This window comes from Bradyrhizobium sp. 930_D9_N1_4 (genome assembly GCF_052076015.1).
Taxonomy (GTDB): domain Bacteria; phylum Pseudomonadota; class Alphaproteobacteria; order Rhizobiales; family Xanthobacteraceae; genus Bradyrhizobium.
Window position 1 is genome coordinate 7,085,109 of record NZ_CP197236.1, and the last position, 15,151, is coordinate 7,100,259.

Genomic DNA, 15,151 nt, shown 5'->3' on the forward strand with positions numbered 1-15,151 from the left:
TCGTGGTTGCCAGCTCGGCCCACAACCTCTCCCTGGGGTTATGGGTCCCGGCGTTCGCCGGGACGACACCCGTCGTGTGGCAGCTACTCGTGCTTAAGTGCCGGAGCCCGCGTCCATATCGCCGGCCTCGCGCTGGCCGCTGAGCCAGAGTGCGAGCAGGGTCCAGAACGCGCCTGACAGCAAATAGGCACCGGAGGCGATGACGCCGAGATTGGTGGCGAGCAGCAGCGCCACCAGCGGCGCGAAGCCGGCGCCGAACAGCCAGGCCATGTCCGAGGTCAGCGCCGAGGCCGTGTAGCGGTAAGCCTGCTTGAAGTTCGAGGCGATCGCGCCCGAGGACTGGCCGAACGACAGACCGAGCAGGATGAAGCCGATCACCATGTAGATGGTTTCGCCGAACGCGCCCGCATCGAGCAGCTGCGGCGCGAAGCCGCTGTAGATCGCGATCGCGATCGCCGATCCCATCAGCAGCGACTTGCGGCCGACGCGGTCGGCGATGACGCCGGACAGCACGATCGCGCCGACGCCGAACACGGCCGCGACGATCTCGATGATCAAAAAGCGCACGGGGCTTTCGCGGGTGAAAAGGAACACCCAGGACAGCGGAAACACCGTAACCATGTGGAACAGCGCAAAGCTCGCCAGCGGTGCGAAGGCGCCGAGCATGATGTTCTGGCCTTCGCGCGCAACGGTCTCCGAGATGCGCGAGGGCTGCAATTCACGGGTCTCGAACAGCGAGGCATATTCTTCCGTCGTCACCATGCGCAGGCGCGCGAACAGCGCGACCACGTTGATGGCGAAGGCGACGAAGAACGGGTAGCGCCAGCCCCAGTCGAAGAAGTCGTCGGCCGAGAGGTTGCCGGCGAAATAGGCGAACAGCGCGCTCGCCACGATCAGCCCGAGCGGAGCGCCGAGCTGCGGCACCATCGCGTACCAGCCGCGCTTGGAGGGCGGCGCATTCAGCGCCAGCAGCGAGGCCATGCCGTCCCAGGCACCGCCCCAGGCCAGACCCTGCGCGATACGCGCCAGCGCCAGCAGCCAGATCGCGGCGACGCCGATGTCGTGATAGCCGGGCAGGAACGCGAGCGCCACGGTGGCGGTGCCGAGCAGGAACAGCGCCGAGACCAGCTTGGCCGTCTTGCCGTATTCCCGGTCGACCGTCATGAAAATGACGGTGCCGATCGGCCGGGCCACGAAGGCCAGCGCGAAGATCATGAAGGAATAGAGGGTGCCGGTCAGTTCGCTCGTGAACGGGAACACCAGGCGCGGAAACACGATCACCGAGGCGATCGCGTAGACGAAGAAGTCGAAGAATTCCGAAGTGCGGCCGATGATGACGCCGATGGCGATCTCGCCGGGGCTGGCTTGGTCGTGGCCGTGCTCGCCCGAGTGGATATCCGCCATTGCGGGGGTCTGTGCCGTCGCCATGCGTGCGCCCTTAACGTCCTGAAAACCAAAGCCGACCGCCCGGCGGGGCGCCAAGCAGTCTGGACTTGTCTGGCGCAACATTCCGCACTGCAACATTGGACAAATTGTCCAATGTCCGGATTGCTGCGCCGCAGCTACCCCTTGGCCCCGCAAAGGAAACTCATTCTCATAAGGCTCGGCCCGTGTCCCGTTTCAAGATCCTGGCGCTGCTACCCCTGGCAGTTGCGCTCAGCGGCTGCAACTACGTCGTGCTGGCGCCCGCCGGTGATATCGCAGCGCAGCAGCGCGACCTCGTCATCATCTCCACCGTCCTGATGCTCCTGATCGTCCTCCCCGTGATGGCGCTGACGGTGCTGTTCGCCTGGCGCTACCGCCAGTCCAACACCTCGGCCCGCTACGAACCGGAATGGGATCACTCGACCAGCCTCGAACTGGTGATCTGGTCGGCACCGCTGCTGATCATCATCTGCCTGGGCGCGCTGACCTGGATGGGCACGCATCTGCTCGACCCCTATCGCACGCTCGGCCGCATCCATGCCGACCGCGCCGTGGACCAGTCCAAGGCTCCGCTCGAGGTCGACGTCGTCGCGCTCGACTGGAAGTGGCTCTTCATCTATCCGGACTACGGCATCGCCACCGTCAATGACCTCGCCGCGCCGGTCGATCGTCCGATCAATTTCCGCATCACCGCGTCCTCGGTGATGAACTCGTTCTACATTCCCGCGCTCGCCGGCCAGATCTATGCGATGCCGGGCATGGAGACGAAGCTCCACGCGGTGGTGAATCACGCCGGCACCTACAAGGGGTTCTCGGCGAATTACAGCGGCGCCGGCTTCTCCGGCATGCACTTCAACTTCCAGGGCCTCGACGACAAGGGCTTTGACGCCTGGATCGCGCAGGCCAAATCGGCCGGCGGCTCGCTCGGCCGCGCCGAATATCTCCAGCTCGAAAAGCCCAGCCAGAACGAGCCGGTGCGCCGCTACGGCACCATCGATTCCGATCTCTACCGCCTGATCCTCAACATGTGCGTCGAGACCGGCAAGATGTGTCAGAGCGAGATGATGGCGATCGACGCCAAGGGCGGTGCCGGCCATCAGGGCCTGAACAACACGCTGCCGCTGGCCTACGACAAATACGCCCGCCGCGGCACCGCGCTCGGGCCGGAGCCGACCTTCGTCGCCGGCACCTGCACGCCCGATGCGCCGCAGGGCAAGACCACGGCGTCCATCACGGCACCCCTCGACACCTCGCCATTGCTCGGCGCGGGCCTGAAGCGGCCGATCTTCACGCCGCTGAAGTCCTCGTCCTTCTTCCTCGGACAGCGTCCGAAGTCAGACTCCTAAAGAGATCCCGCATGTCTCCTGATTTTCTCAAGCTCATCTTCGGCCGGCTCACCATCGAATCGTTGCCATTGCACGAGCCGATCGTCGTCGGCACCTTCGCGGTGGTGGCAACCGGTGGCCTCGTCATGCTCGCCGGCCTGACCTATCTCCGCCTCTGGGGCTATCTCTGGCGCGAATGGTTCACCAGCGTCGACCACAAGCGCATCGGCATCATGTACATGATCCTCGGCATCGTGATGCTGCTGCGCGGCTTCGCCGACGCGCTCATGATGCGGTTGCAGCAGGCACTCGCCTTTGGCGGCTCCGAGGGCTACCTCAACGCCCATCACTACGATCAGGTCTTCACCGCCCACGGCGTGATCATGATCTTCTTCGTGGCGATGCCACTGGTCACCGGCCTGATGAACTATGTCGTGCCGCTCCAGATCGGCGCGCGCGACGTGTCGTTCCCGTTCCTGAACAATTTCAGCTTCTGGATGACGGTCGGCGGCGCGGTGCTGGTGATGGCTTCGCTGTTCATCGGCGAGTTCGCCCGCACCGGCTGGCTGGCTTATCCGCCGCTGTCGAACATCGGCTACAGTCCCGATGTCGGCGTCGACTATTACATATGGGGATTGCAGGTCGCCGGCGTCGGCACGACGCTCTCCGGCATCAACCTGATCTGCACCATCGTCAAGCTACGGTGCCCCGGCATGGGCATGATGAAGATGCCGGTGTTCACCTGGACCGCGCTCTGCACCAACGTTCTGATCGTGGCATCCTTCCCCGTCCTGACCGTCGTGCTCGCGCTGCTCTCGCTCGACCGCTACGTCGGCACCAACTTCTTCACGAATGATTTCGGCGGCAGCCCGATGATGTACGTGAACCTGATCTGGATCTGGGGCCATCCCGAGGTCTACATCCTGGTTCTCCCCGCCTTCGGCATCTTCTCGGAAGTGACCTCGACCTTCTCCGGCAAGCGCCTGTTCGGCTACACCTCGATGGTCTACGCCACGGTGGTCATCACCATCCTGTCGTACCTGGTCTGGCTGCACCACTTCTTCACGATGGGCTCGGGCGCCAGCGTCAACTCGTTCTTCGGCATCACCACGATGATCATCTCGATCCCGACGGGCGCGAAGATGTTCAACTGGCTGTTCACGATGTATCGCGGCCGTATCCGCTACGAGCTGCCGATGATGTGGACGATCGCCTTCATGCTGACCTTTGTGCTCGGCGGCATGACCGGCGTGCTGCTCGCGGTGCCGCCGGCCGACTTCGTCCTGCACAACAGCCTGTTCCTGATCGCGCATTTCCACAACGTGATCATCGGCGGCGTGGTGTTCGGCGCGTTCGCCGGCATCACCTACTGGTTCCCGAAGGCGTTCGGCTTCAAGCTCGATCCGTTCTGGGGCAAGCTGTCGTTCTGGTTCTGGGTCACGGGCTTCTACCTCGCCTTCATGCCGCTCTACGTGCTCGGCCTGATGGGCGTGACCCGCCGCCTGCGCGTGTTCGACGATCCGTCCCTGCAGATCTGGTTCATCATCGCGGGCATTGGCGCCTTCCTGGTGTTCCTCGGCATCTTGTCGATGCTGGTGCAGTTCGCGGTCTCCTTCCTCAGGCGCGAGCAGCTCAAGGACGTCAGCGGCGATCCCTGGGATGCGCGCACGCTGGAATGGGCGACCTCCTCGCCCCCGCCGGACTACAACTTCGCCTTCACCCCCGTCGTTCACGACAATGACGCGTGGTGGGACATGAAGAAGCGCGGCTATCAGCGTCCGCTCGCCGGGTTCAAGCCGATCCACATGCCCAGCAGCACCGGCACCGGCGTGATCCTCGCCGGCCTCGCCACCGCGATGGGTTTCGGACTGATCTGGTACATCTGGTGGCTCGCCGCCGTGAGCTTCATCGCGATGCTCGTCGTCGGAATCGGTCACACCTTCAACTATCACCGCGACTTCGACATTCCGGCCGACGACGTCGTCCGGGCCGAGGACGCGCGCACCAAACTGCTCGCCGGAGCCAAGTAAATGACTGTCGCCGTCAATCCCTCCCAGACCGGCGAGCCGGTCTTCTACCTCGCCGACGAGCATCCGCATCCGGAAGGCTACAGCACGTCGCTGGGCTTCTGGATCTACCTGATGAGCGACTGTCTCATCTTCGCGATCCTGTTCGCCACCTTCGGCGTGCTCGGCGGCAACTACGCCGCCGGTCCCGCGCCGAAGGATTTGTTCGAGCTGCCGCTGGTCGCGGTCAACACCTCGATGCTGCTGCTATCGTCGATCACCTACGGTTTCGCGATGCTGACGATGCAGCAGAACAAAATCGCGCAGACGCAGATGTGGCTGGCGATCACCGGCCTGTTCGGCCTTGCCTTCATCGGCATCGAGCTCTCCGAGTTCGCCCACATGATCCATGAGGGCGCGACGCCCCAGCGCAGCGCCTTCCTGTCCGCCTTCTTCACCCTGGTCGGCACCCACGGCCTGCACGTCTCCTGCGGCCTGATCTGGCTGGTGACGCTGATGGTGCAGGTCCAGAAGTTCGGCCTGATCGAAGCCAACCGCCGCCGCCTGATGTGCCTGTCGATGTTCTGGCACTTCCTCGACGTGGTCTGGATCGGCGTCTTCACCTTCGTCTATCTCCTGGGAGTTCTGCGATGAACACCGATACCCACACAGCTGGCGCGGGCGGCCATCACCACGACACCGGCCACGCCCACAGCACGTTCTCCGGCTACATGCTCGGATTCGTGCTCTCGGTCCTGCTGACCGCGATCCCGTTCTGGCTGGTGATGAGCGGCGTGCTGCCGAGCAAGCAGATCACCGCGCTGGTCATCATGGCCTTCGCGGTCGTGCAGATCGTCGTGCACATGATCTACTTCCTGCACATGAGCCCCAAATCGGAGAACGGCTGGACCATGATGGCGCTGATCTTCACGGTCGTCATGGTGGTGATCGCGCTGTCCGGTTCGCTGTGGGTGATGAACCACCTCAACAGCAACATGATGCCGATGCATCAGATGAGCGGCATGAAGTGAGCGACACCGGGACCGTGACGAGCATAGCGAAGGACGCGCGCCGCAAGGCCGTGCGTCCGCGCCTGTGGCTCACGGTCCTCTCGCTCGCGGCCTTCGTCGTTCTCATTGCACTCGGCGTCTGGCAGATCGAACGCCGCGCCTGGAAGCTGGCGCTGATCGACCGCGTCGAACAGCGCGTTCATGCCCCGGCACAACCGATCCCCTCCCCCGCGTCGTGGCCCGCGGTGTCCACTGCGAACGACGAATATCGGCATGTCAGCGTCACCGGCCGTTTCTTGCATGACCGCGAGACGCTGGTTCAGGCCGTCACCGAGGAAGGCCCGGGCTATTGGGTGTTGACGCCGCTTCAGCGCAGCGACGGCACACAGGTCCTGGTCAACCGTGGCTTCGTGCCCTCCGACAGGCGCGACGCATCGACGCGCCGGGACGGCAATCCGGACGGCCCGGTCGACATCACCGGCCTCCTGCGCATCACGGAGCCCAAAGGCGGCTTCCTCCGGAAAAACGTGCCCCAGCACAACCGCTGGTACTCGCGGGATGTCACCGCGATCGCGGCGGCGCGCGACCTCGACCACGTCGCCCCGTTCTTCGTCGACGCTGACGCCGGATCACAAACCGCGGGCGGGCCCATCGGCGGATTGACCGTGGTCCGCTTTCCCAATAACCACCTGATCTACGCGCTGACGTGGTTTGCCCTGGCTTTCATGCTGGCCGGCAGGCTTTTCGTCACATTCGGCGGCGGGCTGTTCCGCCGTAAACGCATCGTCCGCGAACCGGATGGCGATGTCGCCCGCAGGACGGGATCAGATGCTGGAACGATCGTCGAGCAGACCTGACGACGGAAAGAGCGAGCTGGCCGTCACGCTGCAATCGCAGGCGGACGCGCGCAGCGAGCTGATCGGCGCGGCGCCCACCGACGACGAGACCAATCGCAAGAACATGGCGCTGCTGATCCAGCTGCGCTGGACCGCGGTGGTCGGCCAGATCGTGACCATTGGCGGCGTGCATTTCGGGCTCGGCATTCCCCTGCCCCTGGAGCGGATGGGCGCTGTAATCGGCGCACTGATGCTGCTCAACGTCTCCAGCCTGATCTGGGTGCGCCACCGCGCCGCCGTCTCCAGCAACGAGCTGCTGGTCGCGCTGATGCTCGACGTTGCCGCGCTGACCGCGCAGCTCTACCTCAGCGGCGGCGCCACCAATCCCTTCACCTCGCTGTTCCTGCTCCAGGTGACGCTGGCCGCCGTGCTGCTCGATGCGCGCTCGACCTGGTCGCTGGTGGCGTTGACCTGCGCGTGCTTCGTCTGGCTGACACTGGCCTACCGGCCGCTCGAGCTGCCGCCGAACCCGCTCAGCGAGACCTACACGCTCACCGTTACCGGCATGCTCTTGGGCTTTGCGCTCAATGCCGTGCTGCTGGTGGTGTTCGTCACCCGCATCAACAGGAACTTGAGGGACCGCGACGCGCATCTGGCGGCGCTGCGTCAGCATGCGGCCGAGCAGGACCACATCGTCCGCATGGGCCTGCTCGCCTCCGGCGCGGCGCATGAGCTCGGCACGCCACTCGCCTCGTTGTCGGTGATCCTCAGCGACTGGCGCCGCATGCCGGATCTTGCCGCCGATCAGGAGCTCGCCGAGGACCTCTCGGAGATGGAAACCTCGCTGCAACGCTGCAAGACCATCGTCACCGGCATCCTGGTGTCGGCCGGCGAAGCGCGCGGTGAAGGCTCCTCGCCGACGACGGTGGCGGCCTTCGTCACCGCGCTGGTGGACGAATGGCGCGACGCCCGCTCGGCGCGGACGCTCTACTTCACCAACATTTTCGGCGAGGACGTCGCGATCGTCTCGGATATCGCGCTGAAGCAGGTGATCTTCAACGTGCTCGACAACGCCTACGAGGTCTCGCGCGGCTGGGTCGAGCTCGTGGCCGAGCGCGAGGGCGACAATCTGGTGCTGTCGATCAGCGACCGCGGGCCCGGCTTTGCGCCGGAGATGCTGACACAACTCGGCAAGCCCTATCAGTCGAGCAAGGGCCGCGCCGGCGGCGGGCTCGGCCTGTTCCTGGTGGTGAACGTGGTGCGCAAGTTAGGGGGCAGCGTGACCGCCGAGAACCACAGGAAGCGCGGCGCCACGGTGCGCCTGACGCTGCCGCTCGCCACGCTCGCGATCGGAGGCAATTTTGACGCCTGACCGTTCGCTCATCGTCGTCGAGGACGATGCCGGCTTTGCGCGCACGCTGAAGCGCTCGTTCGAGCGCCGCGGCTATGATGTCGTGCTGGCTGCATCAATCGAGGACGTGCGAAAAGTGCTGGAGGAGCGTTCCTTCAGCCACGCCGTGGTCGACCTCAAGCTTGGCGGCGCCTCTGGCCTTGCCTGCGTCGAGCTGCTGCACACGCACGACCCGGACATGCTGATCGTGGTGCTGACGGGCTTTGCCAGCATCTCGACCGCCGTGGAAGCCATCAAGCTCGGTGCCTGCCATTATCTGGCAAAACCGTCGAACACCGACGACATCGAGGCCGCCTTCAACAAGGCCGAAGGCAATGCCGAAGTCACGCTCGACGCCCGCCCGACATCGATCAAGACGCTGGAATGGGAGCGTATTCACCAGACCTTGATCGAGACGGATTTCAACATCTCGGAAGCCGCGCGGCGGCTGGGGATGCATCGGCGGACACTGGCAAGGAAGCTCGAGAAGCGGCCGGTGAAGTGAGCCGTCGCGCCGCCTACGCCGCGCCCCAATATTCCCTCGCCGTCTGCACCACCAGCGCCAGCTTGGCGCGCTGGTCGGATTCGGTGATCAGATTGCCCTCGACCACGCTGGCGAAGCCGCATTGCGGGCTGAGTGCGAGGAACGACGGATCGATCAGCTTGGCGGCCTCGTCGAGCCGGCGCTTCAGTGCATCCTTGTCCTCGAGCTGCGCATGCTTGGTCGTGACTAGGCCGAGCACCACCTGCTTTCCCTTCGGCATGAAACGCAGCGGTGCGAACGAGCCGCTGCGTTCGTCATCGTATTCGAGCAGGAAGCGGTCGACGTTGAGCAGCGCGAAGCAGGTATCGGCGAGACCTTCGTAGGTGCCCTCCGCCAGCCAGGTGCTGCGCGCGTTGCCGCGGCAGATATGGATGCCGATCGTCGTCGACGGCGACCGCTCCGAGATGCAGTCGTTGATCAGCCGGATGTAGCGCCGCAGCCGGGCATCAGGGTCGTCGCCGTCGGCGATGATCTCGGCGCGCAAATTGGGATCGAGGAAGTAGCTGAGCAAGGGATCATCGATCTGGATATAGCGACAGCCGGCCGCTTCCAGCGCGGCGATCTCGCGGCGGTAGACCGCGGCGACGTCGGCGAAGAAGGCCTCGATATCGGGATAGACTTCGGCCGAGACCGACTTCCGTCCGCCATGAAAGTGCAGCCGCGTCGGCGACGGCACCGCGATCTTGGCGATCGCCCTGGCGCTCTTCTGGACGAAGCGGAAGTCATCGACCAGGATGGGCCCGGCCGCGCCGACCTGCCCCGACACCCGCACCGATTTCGGCACGTAACGCGGCGCCTCATTGGTCGCAAAGGCCTGCCCTGCCCCCGCGGTGATCTCGACGCCTTCGAGCTTGCGGACGAAATCGATCCACCAGTTCTCGCGCCGGAACTCCCCGTCGGTGACGACGGGAAGCCCGAGCCCTTCCTGATACGAAATGACGTCGGCGATCGCGCGGTCCTCGATCGCGTGCAGCGCGGCTGCATCGATCTCGCCAAGCTCAAGGCGACGGCGTGCGGCGTGGAGGACGTCCGGGCGGAGCAGGCTGCCGACGGTGTCAGCGCGGATTGGAGCGTTGAAGGGGGCGTTCGTCATGTCACCTTGGCCGATCATTTCGCTTCCGACGCCCCGTGCGCCGGGTCCTTCACATTCGGAAAGGTCTCGAACTCCATGTTGTAGAGTTCGCCGTCGTGGCGCTCGACCTTCCGCATGTAGATGTTCTGGACGATGTCGCGCGTCGCGGGATCGATCGAGATCGGGCCGCGCGGGCTGTTCCAGCTCTGCCCCTTCATCGCCGCGATGAGCGCATCGCCGTTGGTGTCGCCCTTGGTCGCCTCCACGGCACGATAGATCAGCTCGAGCGCATCCCACGCACCGACAGCGACGACATTCGGGCGCATGCCGGGATTGGTCGCCTTGAACTGCGCAACGAAGGCCTTGTTTTCGGGCGAGTCGTGACTTGCGGAGTAGGGACCGCCGGTGACGGCACCGAGCGCCGCATCGCCCATGTTGTTGAGGAGATCGTCGTCGGTGAGGTCGGACATCGCGACCAGCTTCATTCCGGCCTTGTCGAGGCCACGCTCGACGAACTGCTTCATGAAATTGCCGCCAGCACCGGTCGGAACGAACACGAACAAGGCGTCCGGCTTGGCATCGGCCGCGCGCTGAAGGAACGGCGCGAAGTCAGGATTGGCAAGCGGGACCTTGAGCTTCTCGACGACGCGGCCGCCATGGGCCTCGACGGTCTTGGCGAACCATTCCTCGGCGTCCAGGCCCGGACCGTATTCGGAGACGATGCTCACAAAGGTCTTCGGGCCTGATTTCGGCGCCCACTGACCGATGACGCTGGCGATCTGCGGGATCGATTGCGAGGTCCGCACGATGTAGGGCGACTTCTCGACGATCGACGATGTCGCGGCGACCATGATCACCTGCGGCACCTTCGCCTTGGCGGCAAATGCCGCGGCCGAAAGTGCCGCCGGCGTGTTGCCGAACCCGGTCAGGATCGAGACGCGATCCTGCGCGAGCAATTCCTGGGCGAATCTGTTGGCGTTGTCGGGCGCGCCGCGATCGTCGCGAAGGATGAACTCGATCTTGCGGCCGGCGACCGTGTCACCCTTCGCCTGGGTGTAGGCCTTGATCGCAGCCTCGATCTGCCTGCCGTTCGACTGGAACGGTCCTGTCATCGGGATGATCACGCCGATCTTGACCGGATCCGCGGCATGCGCCGCTGCGACCGTTCCGAGAGCTGCGATCGTGACGATAGCCCAGATCTTCAATTGCTTCCTCATTCATTCCTCCCCTGCGTTGTCGTTTTTTGTCACCAGAGCTCGATGGCGTCGCGCTCAGCGCGCTTCCTTCGCTGACAGGCGATGCATGATGCGGCGCGCCATCAGGCCCGGCTTGTCGGGGGCAAAGCTCAGGTCGAACTGCGCTTCGCCATCGGTCCGCACCACCTCATTGATCCATTCCAGCGCCTCGACGTCCTCGTGATAGGCCTGGGAATGCGCCTCGAACATGAACCTGTCGATCTCCAGGTCGCCGGGGCGATAATCCCGCGAGTTGAACCACCAGTAATGGATGGAATTGTTGGTCTCCGGCGTGAAGACGTGGGTGATGTTGTAGCGGTAGAGCGCGGGCTGTCCCGGATCGGGCGCGCCGTCGCGCACGCTGGCAAAGGCGGTGTGAAGCGCCGGTGAGACGAAGCGCGCCTCGGAGGCGCGGTCGACGCGCTTATGCATGATGTTGGCCGGCTTGCCGTAGACGCCGGGCGGCGGCGCATCCTTCAGCTCGCGGCGGATCACGACCTGGTTGTTCTCCGTGGAGACGCTGAGTTTCGAGCGCGCGTATTCCGGCGTGCCCACCGTGCCCGGATGCAGGAACGGAAAGTGGGTCTGGTCGATGAGATTTTCGTGCATCGACACATAGTCGGACTTGATGTGGAAACTGCCTGTGACCGTGCCCCAGGCGGGATCGCCGAGCCATGAGGTGTCGGGGATCAGCGCCTCGTCGGCGAGATCGGGTGCACCCATCCAGATCCAGGTGAGCGGGCCGCGGTCGACGATCGGGTAGGTCTGGACGGTTGCGGTCGCAGGCGCCTGCGTCAGCGCCGGCATATGCGCACAGACACCATCAGGTCCGAACTCCATGCCATGATAGCCGCAGACCAGACGATCGCCGACCAGCTTGCCGCGGGCGAGCGGAAACGACCGGTGCGGGCAGCGATTGCGCATCGCGACGGGCCCGCCGGCCTCGGTCCGGAACAACGCGACGTCGACACCGAGCAGCTTTCGCGCCAGCGGCGTGCGGCCGATCTCGCTTCCACGCGCGCAGGCGTACCAGCAATTGCGGATCAGCGGCGTGGCATGGTTGGCGAAATCGCCAGGCTCCCGCGGCTCCATCGCAGCGAAGACGGCCTCGTCGGTCGGTCGGGGCAGGTCGATCGTATTCATCCGCTTTCAACCTTCCCTGGGATCGCTAGACGTTGAGCGCAATCGCGCGGCCGGTGATCCGCGAGCAGCAGATCGCGATCTGCCCGTTGGCGCGGTGTTCCTCGTCGCTGAAATAGCGGTCGCGATGATCGAGCTCGCCATCGCACCCCGCGACGTCGGTGATGCAGAGACCGCATTCGCCGCGACGGCAGCTCGACAACGTATCGACGCCGGCAAGCTCAAGCGCATCGAGGATCGTCGTTCCCGCCCCGACCCTGACGCGGCGACCGCTCGACAGCCGTACCTCGAAGTCCCCGTCATCGGGCCTGTGCGCGGCGTTGAACACTTCGAAGCGGACGCGCTCCTTCCGCCAGCCAAGCGCGGTAGCGGCATCTCGCAACGCTTCGATCATGGCTCCGGGGCCGCAGACATAGACCAATGTCTCGGCAGGTTGGCCGGACAGCAGGCTGACGAGATCGGGAATGCCGTCGCGGTCGCCCTCGTGGAGGGTCAGGCGATCACCGCACAGGCCTTCCAGCTCGTCGACATACGCCATCACGCAGCGCTTCTGCCCCGCATAGAGCATCGTGAAATCCACGTTTCGCATTCGCAGCGAACGCGCCATCGCAAGCATGGGCGTGACGCCGATGCCGCCGGCGACCAGCAGCGTGTTCGCCCGATGCCGCGACAGCCGGAAGGCATTGATCGGGCGCGAGACGGTCAAGGCCGTGCCGGGACGCAGATTGTCGTGAATGAATGCCGAGCCGCGCGCGCGGTCCTCGCGCTGCACGGCGATACGCCAGAACGGTTCGGGATCGTCGCGAAGCGTGAGGGGACCGACGATGGAATAGTGCCGGACGAAACGGTGCTCACCGCCACCGACATGCAGCTCGATATGGCTGCCGGATTCGGCCATCGGCAACGGGCGTCCGTCCGCGCGACCGATGCAGAATTCGGCGATGCGCCCGGTGAGGGCACGGCGCGCGAGCACGACAGCATCGATACCCTTGCCGGACATGGGGCCTCCCGGGCAACGCCGACAGTTCGGCGTCACGGTGATTATGGTCCCTAGCTAGCAGGATCATGCATCGGTCGATTATGCAGGTTTTGAAATAGACCTTGCAGAAACTGAATATTACAATCCCAGCCAGCATGCAGAGAACACCCGTCCTCACGATCAAGCAGGTGCGCGTCATCAGCGCGGTGGCGAGCTGCGCCAGCCTTGCTCGTGCGAGCGAGCAGCTCAACGCGAGCCAGAGCAGCCTGTCGCGGTCGATCGCCGAGGTCGAAGGCCGACTGCACCAGCAGCTGTTTGCGCGCGGCTGGACCGGCATGGAGCCGACCTCGCAGGGCGAGATCGTCATCGCGCGCTGCCGCCACATGATGTCGAGCATCCAGACCGCACAGGAGGCGCTCAAGGCGGCCGGCGCTCGTATTGCCGACCTCGGCCATCACCTCGCCTGGGACTTGCTCAGCGCTGTCAGCGCGATCAGGAAAACCGGCAGCGTGTCCACGGCCGCCCAGTATCTGGAGCGGTCGCAGCCCGACATCAGCCGTGCGCTCGCCAGGATCGCCGCGGCAACAGGCCGGCCACCGTTCGAGCGCACGCGTTCGGGCATGAAGGCGACCGCCGACGCTGCCATCCTTGCCGATCTCCACACAAAACTTCTGATGGACGTGATGACGCTGCCGGGGCAGCTTGAAGCGCTATCCGGCAAGGTCACGGGCCGCGTCGCCGTCGGACTGCTGCCGTTCTCGGAACAGGACATCGTCGTCAAGGTGTTCGGCGAGATGCTGAGCCGGCACCGGCATGTCCGCCTCCAGGCCGTTACCGGCAGCTACGCCGCCTTGATCGACGGATTGCGCCAGGGCGAGCTGGACTTCGTCATCGGTCCGCTGCGCGCGCCGCCGCCTTACGACGTCCTCGAGGAGCGACACCTCTACGACGAGTTCTTCGCCGTGATTGCTCGCGCTGATCACCGGCTGGCGAAGGGCCGCCGCAAGCTGAAAGACCTCGTCGGCGAGAACTGGGTGGTCGCGCCGCACGGCACGCCGACGCGGCGCTATTTCGAGGAGCTGCTGATCGGACAGGGTCTGGTGCCGCCGGCGCAGACCTGCGAGATCGTCACCTTCGCGCTTGCCGAGCAGATGGTCATGAACAGCGACGTCATCGCTCTGCTGACCTATTCGCCCGCAAAGCTGAAGACCATTGCGAAGGGGTTGAAGGCGCTTGCGGTCGAACTTCCTTCCAACTCACGCGCGATCGGGCTGACCTATCGCAGGGACCAGCCGCTGACTGCGGCGCAACAGACATTCCTGGACATCCTCGGCCAGAGAGCGGCGAAGCTTGCGCGCGCGAGGTGAAGCCCAGGAGGCGCACGGCTCGGGCACCGATTGGGCCACTGGTCGCGGAGCCTTCGATCTTGACCGCCCATTGGTGCTGATCAATGATCCCGGCGGCAAGCAGCGATGGATCGATACATCCTGAACGTGAATTGCACTGTGCTGCCGTGATTGCATGTCTGTGCGCATACGCACAGACGCCGGTTGTTTTTACCTGTCATTTTTTCGGAGGGTCAGATGTTACTGGCGCACGCACGATGGTGTCTGCTTCTTCTCACCGCAAGCCTGTCTCCCGCACTGGCGCAGAGCGCTGCGCCGCAGTTGCGCGGCAAGTCTGTGACGGCGGGATGGACCGAGGAGCGGCTTCAGCGCCTGGGCGGCATGGGCGAATTTGCGCCAAAGAGTTTTGCGCACACGCTCAGCGCTTACGTTTCGACGGAGGGCCGCGTGTTCGCGCGGCGGACGGTTTTTGGAGGCGGCAACAAGGGCAGGCCGAAAGCGGGCCAGGCCAGCAGTGTCGGATCGGACGGGCCGGGAGGCCAGCAGGCCCGGGTGAGCGGCCGGTCCCTGATCGTGACGACGCAGTTCGCCGGCGGCGTGCGGCTGGTGCGGATCGAGTTCAACGCGGATTTCTCCGGCTGCACTACCAATGTGGTTCTCGGCCGCGAGAACGGCACCGCGATCGCGCGGGGGCGGTCGCTGATCAATGGCGCGGCTCTCGAGATCAAGGAAGCCCATGTGAGCAACACCAGCTGCTCGATTCAGGCCGGCAATGCGTTCGAGCGCTAGGGCAAGATACCGGAACTGCATCCTGCGATTCCCGATCATAATGAGCACCGATCC

The 15,151-nt window shown here is 64.7% G+C and carries 14 protein-coding genes; 9 read left to right on the forward strand and 5 right to left on the reverse strand.

Annotation, left to right across the window (positions count from 1 at the left end; genetic code table 11):
* Positions 1-93 precede the first annotated feature (93 nt).
* Positions 94-1,428, reverse strand: coding sequence for an MFS transporter (locus tag AB7532_RS33690; protein ID WP_441238953.1), 1,335 nt, complete (start codon positions 1,426-1,428; stop codon positions 94-96).
* A 182-nt stretch (positions 1,429-1,610) separates the two neighbouring features.
* Between AB7532_RS33690 and cyoA the strand changes: the two genes are divergently transcribed.
* From cyoA to AB7532_RS33725, 7 genes are read left to right on the forward strand one after another with little or no spacing between them, the layout of a single operon-like run.
* Positions 1,611-2,771, forward strand: a complete 1,161-nt coding sequence (gene cyoA, locus AB7532_RS33695) for a ubiquinol oxidase subunit II (RefSeq protein WP_441238954.1) — start codon at positions 1,611-1,613, stop codon at positions 2,769-2,771.
* An 11-nt stretch (positions 2,772-2,782) separates the two neighbouring features.
* On the forward strand, positions 2,783-4,780 hold the full coding sequence (gene cyoB, locus AB7532_RS33700) for a cytochrome o ubiquinol oxidase subunit I (protein WP_441238955.1): 1,998 nt from the start codon (positions 2,783-2,785) through the stop codon (positions 4,778-4,780).
* Complete coding sequence (gene cyoC, locus AB7532_RS33705; RefSeq protein ID WP_441238956.1) at positions 4,781-5,410, forward strand: cytochrome o ubiquinol oxidase subunit III; 630 nt, start codon at positions 4,781-4,783, stop codon at positions 5,408-5,410.
* A complete protein-coding gene (gene cyoD, locus AB7532_RS33710) occupies positions 5,407-5,787 on the forward strand; it encodes a cytochrome o ubiquinol oxidase subunit IV (protein ID WP_441238957.1) in 381 nt (126 codons plus the stop codon). Before cyoC ends, cyoD begins: the two co-directional genes overlap by 4 nt.
* Complete coding sequence (locus tag AB7532_RS33715) at positions 5,784-6,623, forward strand: SURF1 family protein (protein ID WP_441238958.1); 840 nt, start codon at positions 5,784-5,786, stop codon at positions 6,621-6,623. Before cyoD ends, AB7532_RS33715 begins: the two co-directional genes overlap by 4 nt.
* Positions 6,595-7,974 (forward strand): ATP-binding protein, encoded by a 1,380-nt coding sequence (locus AB7532_RS33720; protein WP_441238959.1) that lies wholly within the window; start codon positions 6,595-6,597, stop codon positions 7,972-7,974. Before AB7532_RS33715 ends, AB7532_RS33720 begins: the two co-directional genes overlap by 29 nt.
* A complete protein-coding gene (locus tag AB7532_RS33725) occupies positions 7,964-8,497 on the forward strand; it encodes a response regulator transcription factor (RefSeq protein WP_441238960.1) in 534 nt (177 codons plus the stop codon). The genes AB7532_RS33720 and AB7532_RS33725 overlap by 11 nt, the downstream gene beginning before the upstream one ends.
* Positions 8,498-8,510: 13 nt before the next feature.
* Here AB7532_RS33725 and AB7532_RS33730 read toward each other — a convergent pair whose 3' ends face one another.
* The 4 genes from AB7532_RS33730 to AB7532_RS33745 are packed head-to-tail and all read right to left on the reverse strand — an operon-like array spanning position 8,511 to position 12,983.
* Complete coding sequence (locus tag AB7532_RS33730) at positions 8,511-9,629, reverse strand: 5-methyltetrahydropteroyltriglutamate--homocysteine S-methyltransferase (RefSeq protein WP_441238961.1); 1,119 nt, start codon at positions 9,627-9,629, stop codon at positions 8,511-8,513.
* Positions 9,630-9,643: 14 nt separating this feature from the next.
* Complete coding sequence (locus AB7532_RS33735) at positions 9,644-10,825, reverse strand: ABC transporter substrate-binding protein (RefSeq protein WP_441238962.1); 1,182 nt, start codon at positions 10,823-10,825, stop codon at positions 9,644-9,646.
* Between the two features lie 54 nt (positions 10,826-10,879).
* Positions 10,880-11,986, reverse strand: coding sequence for a Rieske 2Fe-2S domain-containing protein (locus AB7532_RS33740; protein ID WP_441238963.1), 1,107 nt, complete (start codon positions 11,984-11,986; stop codon positions 10,880-10,882).
* 25 nt (positions 11,987-12,011) lie between these two features.
* Positions 12,012-12,983 carry a PDR/VanB family oxidoreductase gene (locus AB7532_RS33745; RefSeq protein ID WP_441238964.1) on the reverse strand — a complete coding sequence of 324 codons (972 nt, stop codon included), beginning with the start codon at positions 12,981-12,983 and terminating at the stop codon, positions 12,012-12,014.
* A 134-nt stretch (positions 12,984-13,117) separates the two neighbouring features.
* On the opposite strand from AB7532_RS33745, the gene AB7532_RS33750 reads away from it, so the two are divergent.
* Together AB7532_RS33750 and AB7532_RS33755 are read left to right on the forward strand one after the other, a co-directional pair.
* On the forward strand, positions 13,118-14,329 hold the full coding sequence (locus tag AB7532_RS33750; protein WP_441238965.1) for a LysR family transcriptional regulator: 1,212 nt from the start codon (positions 13,118-13,120) through the stop codon (positions 14,327-14,329).
* A 216-nt stretch (positions 14,330-14,545) separates the two neighbouring features.
* The gene (locus AB7532_RS33755) at positions 14,546-15,097 is read left to right on the forward strand and encodes a hypothetical protein (RefSeq protein WP_441238966.1); all 552 of its coding nucleotides are present in this window, start codon (positions 14,546-14,548) and stop codon (positions 15,095-15,097) included.
* Positions 15,098-15,151: the final 54 nt, after the last annotated feature.

Excerpts from the sequence above, each read along its gene's own strand:
- AB7532_RS33690 (WP_441238953.1), bottom strand. The coding sequence starts at position 1,428 with ATGGCGACGGCACAGACCCCCGCAATGGCGGATATCCACTCGGGCGAG.
- cyoB (WP_441238955.1), top strand. The coding sequence starts at position 2,783 with ATGTCTCCTGATTTTCTCAAGCTCATCTTCGGCCGGCTCACCATCGAA.
- cyoC (WP_441238956.1), top strand. The coding sequence starts at position 4,781 with ATGACTGTCGCCGTCAATCCCTCCCAGACCGGCGAGCCGGTCTTCTAC.
- cyoD (WP_441238957.1), top strand. The coding sequence starts at position 5,407 with ATGAACACCGATACCCACACAGCTGGCGCGGGCGGCCATCACCACGAC.
- AB7532_RS33720 (WP_441238959.1), top strand. The coding sequence starts at position 6,595 with ATGCTGGAACGATCGTCGAGCAGACCTGACGACGGAAAGAGCGAGCTG.
- AB7532_RS33730 (WP_441238961.1), bottom strand. The coding sequence starts at position 9,629 with ATGACGAACGCCCCCTTCAACGCTCCAATCCGCGCTGACACCGTCGGC.
- AB7532_RS33735 (WP_441238962.1), bottom strand. The coding sequence starts at position 10,825 with ATGAGGAAGCAATTGAAGATCTGGGCTATCGTCACGATCGCAGCTCTC.
- AB7532_RS33740 (WP_441238963.1), bottom strand. The coding sequence starts at position 11,986 with ATGAATACGATCGACCTGCCCCGACCGACCGACGAGGCCGTCTTCGCT.
- AB7532_RS33745 (WP_441238964.1), bottom strand. The coding sequence starts at position 12,983 with ATGTCCGGCAAGGGTATCGATGCTGTCGTGCTCGCGCGCCGTGCCCTC.
- AB7532_RS33750 (WP_441238965.1), top strand. The coding sequence starts at position 13,118 with ATGCAGAGAACACCCGTCCTCACGATCAAGCAGGTGCGCGTCATCAGC.
- AB7532_RS33755 (WP_441238966.1), top strand. The coding sequence starts at position 14,546 with ATGTTACTGGCGCACGCACGATGGTGTCTGCTTCTTCTCACCGCAAGC.